This is a genomic window from Serratia quinivorans (assembly GCF_052113645.1).
In the GTDB taxonomy this organism is placed as follows: Bacteria; Pseudomonadota; Gammaproteobacteria; order Enterobacterales; family Enterobacteriaceae; genus Serratia; species Serratia quinivorans_B.
This window is the reverse complement of record NZ_JBIEIU010000022.1, coordinates 42,325-53,226: the sequence shown is the minus strand read 5'-3', so window position 1 is coordinate 53,226 and position 10,902 is coordinate 42,325. Positions and strand designations below refer to the sequence as shown.

The following is a 10,902-nucleotide window of genomic DNA, read 5'->3' as shown; positions in this document are numbered from 1 at the left end:
GTGGTGGGTGATGACGGGCTCGAACCGCCGACCCCCTCCGTGTAAAGGAGATGCTCTACCAACTGAGCTAATCACCCTCATTCTTCTCATTTCTTACTGCTTTACTGCTCAACAAGATGGTGGGCGATGACGGGCTCGAACCGCCGACCCCCTCCGTGTAAAGGAGATGCTCTACCAACTGAGCTAATCGCCCCGTCTTGTTGGAGTCGCATTATAGGGATAGTTGAAAGTGAGTCAACGGTTTTTAAAATGATTTCAACCGTTCGCCGCAAATTTAAACAGGATGCGATATTTATCGCCTGCAATGATGATTCTTTGCACATTGTTATGCGAAAAGCGCCGCAGAGATGACGAAAGCCGGTGTGGCAATATCGTGTCAGCGTTGAGGAATTAGCGCGTGGTGATACAATGTCGCCCACTTTTTTAAATTCCGAGCAATCGTCGGCAACCGCTGACATGCGTTGCGTAATAAGGCAGTGAACCCAATGAAAATCAAAACCCGTTTTGCACCGAGCCCAACCGGCTATCTTCACGTCGGTGGCGCCCGTACTGCGCTTTACTCCTGGTTATTCACTCGCCATTTGGGCGGTGAATTCGTTCTGCGTATCGAAGATACCGATCTGGAACGCTCAACCCAGGATGCTATCGACGCAATTATGGATGGCATGAACTGGTTAAACCTGGATTGGGACGAAGGCCCGTACTTCCAGACCAAGCGTTTTGACCGCTATAACGCGGTAATTGACGACATGCTGGTGCAGGGAACTGCCTATAAATGCTATTGCTCGAAGGAACGTCTGGAAGCGCTGCGTGAAAAGCAGATGGAAAACGGTGAAAAACCGCGTTACGACGGTCACTGCCGTGACAGCCAATGCAGCCACACCGACGACGAGCCGCACGTGGTGCGTTTCCGTAACCCGCAGGAAGGCTCGGTGATCTTCGATGACAAGATCCGTGGCCCAATCGAGTTCAGCAACCAGGAACTGGATGACCTGATCATTCGTCGTACCGACGGTGCGCCGACCTATAACTTCTGCGTAGTGATCGACGACTGGGATATGGAAATCACCCATGTGATCCGCGGCGAAGACCACATCAACAACACCCCGCGTCAGATCAACATTCTGAAAGCGCTGGGCGCACCGGTACCGGAATACGCGCACGTTTCTATGATCCTTGGCGACGACGGCAAAAAGCTGTCCAAACGCCACGGTGCCGTGGGCGTGATGCAGTACCGCGACGACGGTTACCTGCCGCAGGCGCTGCTGAACTATTTGGTGCGTTTGGGCTGGTCTCATGGCGACCAGGAAATCTTCTCTATTGATGAGATGAAAGAATTCTTCACTCTGGAAGCGATCAACAAATCTGCCAGCGCCTTCAATACCGAAAAACTGCAATGGTTGAACCACCATTACATTAACCATATGCCGGCCGAAGAAGTTGCCGTGTATCTGGCGTGGCATGTTGAACAGCTGGGCATCGAAACCCGCAATGGTCCAGAGCTGAAAGATATCGTCAAGCTGCTGGGCGAGCGCTGCAAAACGTTGAAGGAAATGGCGGAGTCTTGCCGTTACTTCTACGAAGACTTCAGCGAGTTTGACGCTGATGCGGCCAAGAAACATCTGCGTCCGGTTGCTCGTCAGCCGCTGGAAGCGGTGCGCGCCAAATTGGCGGCGATTACTGCCTGGACGCCGGAAAACGTGCATGACGCTATTCAGGGCACGGCAGATGAGCTGGGCGTAGGCATGGGCAAGGTCGGCATGCCGCTGCGCGTAGCGGTCACTGGTGCCGGTCAGTCACCGGGCATGGACGTGACCGTGCATGCTATCGGTCAGGCGCGTTCTTTGCAGCGCATCGATCTGGCGCTGGCTTACATCGCTGGGCGTGAAGCTCAGGCCTGATAGTTTCTGGACCCATAAATGAAAAAGCCCCGAGGAGCAATCCCGGGGCTTTTTTTATCGATATCGATCAGGCCTGTTCACTGGCCGGAACGGCGGGGCGGTAAGCGAGGAAGTACATCAGGCCTGTTCACTGGCCGGAACGGCGGGGCGGTAAGCGAGGAAGTACATCAGGCCGACGAAGCCTGCGCCGCCCAGCGCGTTACCGAGGAACACGGCCGTGAAGTTGGGCAGGAACTGGCTCCAGCTTAAACCGCCCGCAAAGATGGCGGCCGGAATAATAAACATGTTTGCCACCACGTGTTGAAAGCCGATGGCGACAAAGGCCATCACCGGGAACCACATGCCAATCACTTTGCCCGGTACGTCCTTGCTGGCAAAGGCCAGCCACACCGCCAAACACACCAACCAATTGCAACCGACGCCGGAAATAAAGGCGTGCAGGAAGTCGGCATCCACTTTGGCTTGTGCGATGGACAGGGTTTTGTGCAGAAATGCGCCTTCGGTCAGGCCAAGCAGGTGACCGAAGAAATAGGCGACGGCCAGGCTACCGGCGAAGTTGGCCAGCGTGACCCAGAACCAATTGCGCACAATGGCGAACAGCGATATTTGGCGGGCAAACCAAGCGATAGGCAAGGTCATCATATTGCCGGTCAGCAACTCGCCGCCGGCCAGAATCGTCAGGATCAGTCCTATCGGGAAGACGGCCGCGCCCAGCAATGCGCCGAAGGAGCCCCATTCGGCTGGAAGGGTGCCGATAACGTGGATATCCAGCAGGAAGCCGGTCGCGATAAAGGCGCCGGCGAGAAAGCCCAGAATAAGCAGATTGGCGAGTGACGCCCGACTTTTGTTTACGCCGGCCTGAATGGCTAACGCAGCGATTTCTTTTGGTGAATGCAACGACATAACTGACTCGGTTTATTGTTGTGGGATTTACGACGCGGGGAAGTCTATGCCTGTGAGGGGGATGACTCAAGGGTATTTCGCTAACATTCCGTTAATTAAAAAGCAACACAATGGATAAGGTTTTTTGTTTTTTGTGAAGTAAGCCCAGTAGCGGCTGATTTTTATCCGTCATGGCGATTTTTTAGCGTGAAACGTTCTGATTTGGCGGCTTTTTCAGCGCTTGATCGAGTAATTCAATTTAGCCGTTGACAGTGTTTCAGGGGTTTCATATCATGCGCCCCGTTCACAGGATTTCGTGATTGTGGATTGGGGCTATAGCTCAGCTGGGAGAGCGCTTGCATGGCATGCAAGAGGTCGACGGTTCGATCCCGTCTAGCTCCACCAACCTTTATCTCAGAAGGGTTGGTGATGACCGTAACGCCGGTTAAAGCGTACCACTTTTGTGGGGCTATAGCTCAGCTGGGAGAGCGCTTGCATGGCATGCAAGAGGTCGACGGTTCGATCCCGTCTAGCTCCACCAACCTTTATCTCAGAAGGGTTGGTGATGACCGTAACGCCGGTTAAAGCGTACCACTTTTGTGGGGCTATAGCTCAGCTGGGAGAGCGCTTGCATGGCATGCAAGAGGTCGACGGTTCGATCCCGTCTAGCTCCACCACCATTTAAAAAGCCGACCTCAGGGTCGGCTTTTTGCTTTCTGTCATTCCTTCCCACAGCTGAATCGCAGGCAATAAAAAAGGCCGCCGAAGCGACCTTTACATGACTGGCTTTTAAGCTTAGCCCAGAACCAGGCCTGCGATGGACGCAGACAGGATGCTGACCAGCGTTGAACCGTAAACCAGCTTCAGACCAAAGCGGGAAACCACGTTGCCCTGATGCTCATTCAGCCCTTTAATCGCACCGGCCACAATACCGATGGAAGAGAAGTTGGCGAAGGAAACCAGGAACACGGACAGAATACCCATACTGCGTGGAGAGAGTTCAGCAGAGATTTTCTGCAGCTCCATCATCGCCACGAATTCGTTGGAAACCAGCTTGGTTGCCATGATGCTGCCAACCTGCAACGCTTCGTGCTTGGGAATACCCATAATCCAGGCGAATGGATAGAAGAAGTAGCCCAGGATTTCCTGGAAGCTCAGGCCGAAGATGGCGCTGAACAGGCCATTAAGCGCGGCGATCAGGGCGATAAAGCCGATCAGCATCGCAGCAACGATAATCGCAACTTTGAAACCCGCCAGAATGTACTCACCCAGCATTTCGAAGAAGCTCTGGCCTTCATGCAGGTTGCCCAGATGCAGCTCTTCTTCTTTACTGGTGTCATACGGGTTCACCAATGACAGCACAATAAAGGTGCTGAACATGTTCAGTACCAGCGCCGCTACCACAAACTTGGCGTCCAGCATGGTCATGTAAGCGCCGACGATGGACATGGAAACCGTGGACATCGCGGTTGCCGCCATGGTGTACATGCGCTTTTCCGACATCTTGCCCAGGATATCTTTATAGGCGATGAAGTTTTCAGACTGGCCCAGGATCAGCGAGCTGACGGCGTTGAATGACTCCAGCTTGCCCATACCGTTTACTTTTGACAGTACGGTACCAATAATGCGGATGATAAACGGCAGAACTTTAATGTATTGCAGAATACCGATCAGCGCAGAGATAAAGACGATTGGGCACAGTACTTTCAGGAAGAAGAAGGCCAGACCTTTGTCGCCCATACCGCCGAATACAAATTCAGTCCCTTGCCCAGCAAACCCGAGCAGCTTGTCAAACAGCGCGGCAAATCCTTTTACAAAGCCTAAACCCGCTTCCGAATGCAGGAAAAAATAGGCCAGCAGTACTTCAATAACCAACAGTTGAATAACGTAGCGAATGCGGATGCTTTTACGATCGCGGCACACTAAAAGTGCCAGGATCGCAACGACCACTAACGCCAACGCAAAGTGCGCAATATGGGACATGTTTGCTCCAAACTTGAGGCAGGCTGAATTTCGGATGTCATTTTATGTAACGCCACGTTTAAAAACGAGAGCTTCATTGCAAATATGGAAAATCATAGTGGGAAACATCTTAAACTAGTACGGTAAAGCATAAAAAATCAAGAGCTTAATAGAACCATATGAAATTCCTATTCCTGAGCCGAATTGATTTCAAACGGCGCGGTGCGCTGAATGGGGCGCGGCAGAGTGCGGAAAATGTTCATTTACCCGCCAAACCTTTCGTTAAACCCGTGGTTATTCTCTATTGCAGAGATAAGTACTACCGCTCTAAATGCACTTGATAATTATTATCATTTACATAAAATAACCCCAGGCTTATTAGAAGTAAGGGTTCAGAGCATGCTGAACAGTGATGTGGTTGAGACCACTAGTCGCCCTTCCAGGAAGGTTAAACTTTCCTTGATGGGCCCCGCATTTATTGCGGCCATCGGCTATATTGACCCCGGCAATTTTGCCACCAACATCCAGGCCGGCGCTTCTTTTGGCTACACCCTGTTGTGGGTTGTGGTGTGGGCCAACGTCATGGCGATGTTGATCCAGCTGTTATCCGCCAAGCTTGGTATTGCTACCGGTAAAAACCTGGCGGAACATATTCGCGATCGTTTCCCGCGCCCGGCGGTTTGGGCCTATTGGGTTCAGGCTGAAATTATCGCTATGGCTACCGATCTGGCCGAGTTTATCGGCGCGGCGATCGGCTTCAAACTGTTGTTGGGCGTGACGCTGCTGGAGGGGGCGATCCTGACCGGTATTGCGACCTTCCTGATCCTGATGCTGCAAAAACGCGGGCAGAAACCGCTGGAAATGGTGATCGGCGGTTTGCTGCTGTTTGTCGCCGCGGCCTATATGGTGGAACTGGTATTTTCCCAACCGCAGTTGGAGCCGTTGTTGAAAGGCATGGCGATACCGGATCTGCCGAATGGTGATGCGGTATTCCTGGCCGCCGGGGTGCTTGGCGCCACCATTATGCCGCACGTGATTTATCTGCATTCGTCGCTAACGCAGACTGGCGACGAGAATTCAAAAGCCGATCGCTACGCCGCCACCAAGGTCGATGTCGCGATTGCCATGACCATTGCCGGGTTTGTGAACCTGGCGATGATGGCCACCGCCGCCGCGGCTTTCCACTTTAATGGCCACAGCGGCATTGCCGATCTCGATCAGGCTTATCTGACGCTGCAACCGCTGTTGGGTCAGGCGGCAGCGACCATTTTCGGGCTGAGTCTGGTTGCCGCAGGGTTATCCTCCACCGTGGTGGGGACGTTGGCAGGGCAGGTCGTCATGCAGGGGTTTGTGCGTTTTTACATTCCACTGTGGGTCCGTCGCGTGGTGACTATGTTGCCGTCGTTTATCGTCATTATGATGGGAATGGATGCGACGCGTATTCTGGTGCTGAGCCAGGTGCTGCTGAGTTTCGGTATTGCACTGGCGCTGGTGCCGTTGCTGTCGTTCACCGGCAACCGTGAACTGATGGGGGACATGGTGAACAGCCGCAGTATACAGACGGTCGGTAAATTGATTGTGCTGGTGGTGGTTGGGCTGAATGGTTACCTGTTGGTCAACAGCATTTTGTGATCGGGTACAAAACGAAAAGGCCGGCGAATGCCGGCCTTTTGCTGTCAGTCATCGTGGTCATGATGGCGATGATCGCGGTCATCATGACGTCGGCCTTTCCCGTGATGCTTTTCATGATGCTTATAGTAGTGCTTATCGTATTTACGGTAGCGCCCCTCATGATAGTAATAATGCTTGCGCCAGTAATCGTTGTCGCGCCAGCGATAACCATCCCAGTTGTAGCCCCGGCGATTGCGTTCGCCCAGGTAGCGTCCCTGATGGCCCTGCCACCAGTCACGATCGCGCCAGTCATAACCGTCCCAGTAGCGGCCGCGGTTATCTTCTTCACCGATACGTAATGAGACGCCCGGCATCAGATTGATACTGAGACCTTCAGCCTGTGCCTGCTGTATGGCAGGTACCGTTGATGCCACCAACAGGGCGGCCAATAACAGAGGTTTAAACATGAATTCTCCTTTCCGCCGCAGCGGCTTGGCCGGTTTTATAATAATGAAGCTAAAACGGCCTTATAGTTTTACCTGCAATATCGGCATATTAGCCTTTGCGAATAGGGCTGAATCTTAGCAGCATTCTTAAAAACGGGGCAGGGGGAGTGATTTAAGATTTGTCTGGCGCGATTAAAGGGTATCGCCGGCGGGAAACCGGCGATAATTGTAAGCGATTACATTAATATCTGCTCGATCTGCGCAATCTCATCCTCGCTAAAGGTAGGGTTCGCCAACATGCCGACGGCGTCTTCGATCTGGCTGGTTTTGCTGGCGCCAATCAGTGCCGAAGTGACGCGATCGCCGCGCAATACCCAGGCCAGCGCCATCTGCGACAGCTTCTGCCCACGTTGTTGCGCCAGAGCATTAAGCCCGCGTACTTTTTCCAATTTATCTTCGGTGAGCTGCCCCGGTTGCAGGAATTGGCTGCTGCCCGCGGCGCGTGAATCTTGCGGAATGCCATGCAAATAGCGATCGGTCAACAGGCCGCCGGCCAGCGGTGAGAAGGCGATGGAGCCCACGCCATGCTCTTCCAGCGTATCCAGTAACTCTGGCTCGACCCAGCGTTCGAACATGGAGTATTTCGGTTGGTGGATCACGCAGGGCGTGCCGAGCTGCTGCAGAATGCTGAACGCCTGGCGCGCGCGGTCGGCAGGATAGTTGGACAACCCGACGTACAGCGCTTTGCCCTGACGCACCAGCAAGTCCAGCGCGGCCATGGTTTCTTCCAGCGGCGTATCCGGATCCGGACGGTGGTGATAGAAGATATCCACGTATTCCAGCCCCATCCGTTGCAGGCTTTGGTTCAGACTGGCGACCAGATGCTTTTTCGATCCCCAATCGCCATAAGGCCCAGGCCACATGGTGTAACCGGCTTTTGAGGAGATGATCAGTTCATCGCGCCAGGGCTTGAGATCCGCGTTGAGAATGCGGCCGAAGTTTTCCTCGGCGGAACCGGGAGGCGGGCCATAGTTGTTGGCCAGATCAAAGTGGGTAATGCCGAGATCGAACGCACAGTGGATCAGCTTGCGCGCATTGTCATGCAGCGTGGTGTCGCCAAAGTTATGCCATAAACCGAGTGAAATTGCCGGGAGCTTCAGGCCGCTACGGCCGCAGCGGCGGTATTCCATATTTTGATAGCGCGAAGAATCAGCCTGGTAGCGCATACGAACCCTTTTCAGCAGAGGTGAAATGAATTTTAGTGTATGCGCTTTCACACGGTTTGTCAGAGCCGTCGATCACGCTTAGCCCTCAGGGCATTATAAATACTGCTTATGAGGTATCCCTTATGCCAGCCAAGGGTGCGTAGATGTAACGCAGGGTTTCCAGTCACCTTTTAAACATAAAGCTCGAAATTTATACAACATCTCCGATACTTAATACTGAAAATCTTAACCTTTGGCAGGTGATGATCATGAGTAAAAACTATACGGTGGCTGATTACCTACTCGATCGTTTGGCTCAGATCGGCATCCGGCACTTCTTTGGCGTGCCCGGGGACTACAATCTGCAGTTTCTCGATCATGTGATCGACCATCCGCAAATCACCTGGGTGGGGTGTGCCAACGAACTCAATGCCGCCTATGCCGCAGACGGTTACGCGCGCTGCAAACCTGCCGCCGCCCTATTGACCACCTTTGGCGTAGGCGAACTGAGCGCGGTCAACGGTATTGCCGGCAGTTACGCCGAATATCTGCCGGTGATCCACGTGGTGGGTGCCCCGGCGCTGCGTGCGCAACGGGCCGGGGAGTTGCTGCATCACTCCCTGGGCGATGGGGATTTTGGCCACTTTGCCCGTATGGCGAAAGAGGTGACCGTCGCGCAGGCCAGCCTCACCGCCGACAACGCCGAGGGGGAAATCGATCGTCTGCTGACCACGGCGTTGTTTGAGCGCCGTCCGGTCTATCTGCTGTTGCCGAGCGATGTGGCGGAAGCGCCGCTGGTGTCTCGGCCGGCCCCGCTGATGCTACGGCAGGCCAATCTTTCCCAGGCTTCGCTGCAAGCCTTTATTGGCGCCGCGCGCGAAATCCTGTTGCCGGCCCGGCGAGTTTCTCTGCTGGCGGATTTTCTGGCTGAGCGCTTCGGGGCCGAAAGGGTGCTGGAACAGTGGATGAACGAAGTGGATATGCCGCATTCGACCATGTTGCTGGGCAAGAGCGTGTTGGATGAAACCCATGCCTGTTTTACCGGGACCTACGTCGGTGCGGCCAGCGAGCCACAGGTGAAACAACTGATTGAGAACGCCGACGTGGTGATCAACGTTGGGGTCCGCTTTACCGATACCATTACCGCCGGTTTCAGTCAGCATCTTCCTGCGGAGAAATGCATTGATATTCAGCCATTTGAAGCGCGTGTAGGGCAGCAGGTGTTTAGCCAAATCCCGATGCGCGACGCGGTCATCGCGTTACACCAGTTAACGTTGTCACTGGCAAAACAATGGCAACTGCCGGACATCAAACGCTCGGTGTTGCCGGATCCGAACGGCAGTGGCCTGGATCAGCACGGTTTTTGGCAACAGATACAGGATTTTCTGCGGCCGGGCGATATCCTGTTCGCCGAACAAGGCTCTGCCTGTTTTGGCGCGGCATCGCTGAGCCTGCCGCAAGGCTGTCGTTTTGTCGTCCAGGCACTGTGGGGATCCATCGGTTACACCTTGCCGGCGGCGTTCGGTGCACAGACAGCGGAGCCGGATCGGCGAGTGATACTGTTGATCGGCGATGGTTCGGCGCAACTGACCGTGCAGGAATTGGGATCGATGCTGCGTGATGGGTTGAAGCCGGTGATTTTCCTGCTGAATAATGACGGATACACCATTGAGCGGGCGATCCACGGCCCGCAACAGCGTTATAACGACATCGCCCAGTGGAACTGGACCCAGGTGCCGCAAGCGTTGGGCGGCGAACATCAGGTGAAAGCGCTACGCGTAACCGAGCCGGAACAGTTGCGGCAGGCACTGAGCGAAGTGGCCGACAGCCCACAGTTGGCCTTTATTGAAGTAGTACTGCCGAAGATGGATATTCCCGAACTGCTGGATACCATCTCGCGCGCCCTTCAGTTACGCAACGCGGCGGCCTGATCCTGCTCGCTTTCCAACAGGCGCTCCAGCAGCCAATACCCCGCCGGTCCCGGCGGGGTCAACTTGGACCATACCGCATCGACTGAAATCAGTTTCGGCCAGCCCCGTGGTTTGAGTTCGGTTAATTTGTCACGCCCATATTGTTTTACCAGCCAGTTCGGCAGTACCGCCCAGCCGAACCCTTGTTCCGCCATTTCCAGCAACAGCAGGTAGCTGGGGGCGGACCACACCCGGCCGCCAGAGCGGGCAGTTTCAGCGCCGCTATAGGTGTTCAAGATCAGTTGGCGGGTGCTCGACAGTTGTTCAGGCGTCGGCGAGGCCGTCTGTGCCAGCGGGTGCGTATGCGCGATGAACAATCCCATTTCCGTCTGTTCCGGCAGGCGCGCAAAGCCGATGTCCGGCGGGTAGCTGGCCTGAACTTCCACCATACCGAGATGCGCGCGGCCGCTTTGCAACAGATCGAGGACGTCGCCGTCTTCGGCGATCATCCATTCCAGTTCGATATCCTGATAGCGCTGTTCGAACAGATGCATCAGTCGGTCATGGTGTTTCGGTTGGTAGGTATCGGAAAACACCAGGCTGAGGCGTGGCTCAATATTATCCGCCAGCCGAATGCTCAGTGCGTCCAGCCGTTCGCTGGCTGCGAGTATCTCCTGCACATGGCCCAGCACTTTGTGGCCGGCGGCGGTTAACACGGGTTGCCGTGCCTGGCGATCGAACAGGATCAAACCGAGATCGGCCTCCAGGTTGGCGATCGCGGTGCTGATGGTCGACTGGCTTTTGCGCAGTTTACGGGCCGCGGCAGAGAAAGAGCCAAGGGCGGCTGCCTCGACAAACGCCAGCAAAGCTTCGGGGGAATAGCGCATAATGTATCTACTTTATCGATGGAACCTATCTTTAACCTACCTAAAAATCAGATGATAATCACCTTGTTTTCGGAGGAGGCGAATAAACTCGCTCCGAT

At 54.5% G+C, this 10,902-nt stretch carries 8 protein-coding genes and 5 tRNA genes; 6 read left to right on the top strand and 7 right to left on the bottom strand.

Annotation, left to right across the window (positions count from 1 at the left end):
• Position 1: 1 nt before the first annotated feature.
• Both ACGS9J_RS24950 and ACGS9J_RS24945 read right to left on the bottom strand, forming a co-directional pair.
• A tRNA-Val gene (locus tag ACGS9J_RS24950) sits at positions 2 to 77 on the bottom strand.
• 40 nt (positions 78 to 117) lie between these two features.
• Positions 118 to 193, bottom strand: a tRNA-Val gene (locus ACGS9J_RS24945).
• Between the two features lie 292 nt (positions 194 to 485).
• Between ACGS9J_RS24945 and gltX the strand changes: the two genes are divergently transcribed.
• Positions 486 to 1,901, top strand: a complete 1,416-nt coding sequence (gene gltX, locus ACGS9J_RS24940; RefSeq protein WP_442233303.1) for a glutamate--tRNA ligase — start codon at positions 486 to 488, stop codon at positions 1,899 to 1,901.
• 117 nt (positions 1,902 to 2,018) lie between these two features.
• On the opposite strand, the gene ACGS9J_RS24935 is transcribed toward gltX, so the two are convergent.
• Positions 2,019 to 2,804, bottom strand: coding sequence for a formate/nitrite transporter family protein (locus tag ACGS9J_RS24935; protein WP_442233302.1), 786 nt, complete (start codon positions 2,802 to 2,804; stop codon positions 2,019 to 2,021).
• A 308-nt stretch (positions 2,805 to 3,112) separates the two neighbouring features.
• On the opposite strand from ACGS9J_RS24935, the gene ACGS9J_RS24930 reads away from it, so the two are divergent.
• From ACGS9J_RS24930 to ACGS9J_RS24920, 3 genes are all read left to right on the top strand, one after another.
• Positions 3,113 to 3,188: transfer RNA gene (locus ACGS9J_RS24930), tRNA-Ala, on the top strand.
• A 60-nt stretch (positions 3,189 to 3,248) separates the two neighbouring features.
• Positions 3,249 to 3,324 (top strand) — tRNA-Ala (locus tag ACGS9J_RS24925).
• Between the two features lie 60 nt (positions 3,325 to 3,384).
• Positions 3,385 to 3,460 (top strand) — tRNA-Ala (locus ACGS9J_RS24920).
• A gap of 118 nt (positions 3,461 to 3,578) precedes the next feature.
• Here the strand turns inward: ACGS9J_RS24920 and ACGS9J_RS24915 are convergent.
• The gene (locus ACGS9J_RS24915) at positions 3,579 to 4,766 is read right to left on the bottom strand and encodes a NupC/NupG family nucleoside CNT transporter (RefSeq protein ID WP_414072770.1); all 1,188 of its coding nucleotides are present in this window, start codon (positions 4,764 to 4,766) and stop codon (positions 3,579 to 3,581) included.
• Between the two features lie 378 nt (positions 4,767 to 5,144).
• Between ACGS9J_RS24915 and ACGS9J_RS24910 the strand changes: the two genes are divergently transcribed.
• Positions 5,145 to 6,377 carry an Nramp family divalent metal transporter gene (locus tag ACGS9J_RS24910; RefSeq protein WP_442233301.1) on the top strand — a complete coding sequence of 411 codons (1,233 nt, stop codon included), beginning with the start codon at positions 5,145 to 5,147 and terminating at the stop codon, positions 6,375 to 6,377.
• Positions 6,378 to 6,421: 44 nt separating this feature from the next.
• Here the strand turns inward: ACGS9J_RS24910 and ACGS9J_RS24905 are convergent, their stop codons facing one another.
• Positions 6,422 to 6,823, bottom strand: coding sequence for a DUF2502 domain-containing protein (locus ACGS9J_RS24905; RefSeq protein ID WP_442233300.1), 402 nt, complete (start codon positions 6,821 to 6,823; stop codon positions 6,422 to 6,424).
• Between the two features lie 215 nt (positions 6,824 to 7,038).
• Positions 7,039 to 8,028, bottom strand: coding sequence for an L-glyceraldehyde 3-phosphate reductase (gene mgrA / locus ACGS9J_RS24900; protein WP_442233299.1), 990 nt, complete (start codon positions 8,026 to 8,028; stop codon positions 7,039 to 7,041).
• 248 nt (positions 8,029 to 8,276) lie between these two features.
• Between mgrA and ACGS9J_RS24895 the strand changes: the two genes are divergently transcribed.
• The gene (locus ACGS9J_RS24895; RefSeq protein WP_442233298.1) at positions 8,277 to 9,938 is read left to right on the top strand and encodes an alpha-keto acid decarboxylase family protein; all 1,662 of its coding nucleotides are present in this window, start codon (positions 8,277 to 8,279) and stop codon (positions 9,936 to 9,938) included.
• Here ACGS9J_RS24895 and ACGS9J_RS24890 read toward each other — a convergent pair.
• The gene (locus ACGS9J_RS24890; protein ID WP_442233297.1) at positions 9,914 to 10,804 is read right to left on the bottom strand and encodes a LysR family transcriptional regulator; all 891 of its coding nucleotides are present in this window, start codon (positions 10,802 to 10,804) and stop codon (positions 9,914 to 9,916) included. The genes ACGS9J_RS24895 and ACGS9J_RS24890 overlap by 25 nt on opposite strands.
• Positions 10,805 to 10,902 lie beyond the last annotated feature (98 nt).

What these genes read in the sequence shown, in the direction of transcription:
- gltX (WP_442233303.1), top strand. Translation starts at nt 486, where the DNA reads ATGAAAATCAAAACCCGTTTTGCACCGAGCCCAACCGGCTATCTTCAC.
- ACGS9J_RS24935 (WP_442233302.1), bottom strand. Translation starts at nt 2,804, where the DNA reads ATGTCGTTGCATTCACCAAAAGAAATCGCTGCGTTAGCCATTCAGGCC.
- ACGS9J_RS24915 (WP_414072770.1), bottom strand. Translation starts at nt 4,766, where the DNA reads ATGTCCCATATTGCGCACTTTGCGTTGGCGTTAGTGGTCGTTGCGATC.
- ACGS9J_RS24910 (WP_442233301.1), top strand. Translation starts at nt 5,145, where the DNA reads ATGCTGAACAGTGATGTGGTTGAGACCACTAGTCGCCCTTCCAGGAAG.
- ACGS9J_RS24905 (WP_442233300.1), bottom strand. Translation starts at nt 6,823, where the DNA reads ATGTTTAAACCTCTGTTATTGGCCGCCCTGTTGGTGGCATCAACGGTA.
- mgrA (WP_442233299.1), bottom strand. Translation starts at nt 8,028, where the DNA reads ATGCGCTACCAGGCTGATTCTTCGCGCTATCAAAATATGGAATACCGC.
- ACGS9J_RS24895 (WP_442233298.1), top strand. Translation starts at nt 8,277, where the DNA reads ATGAGTAAAAACTATACGGTGGCTGATTACCTACTCGATCGTTTGGCT.
- ACGS9J_RS24890 (WP_442233297.1), bottom strand. Translation starts at nt 10,804, where the DNA reads ATGCGCTATTCCCCCGAAGCTTTGCTGGCGTTTGTCGAGGCAGCCGCC.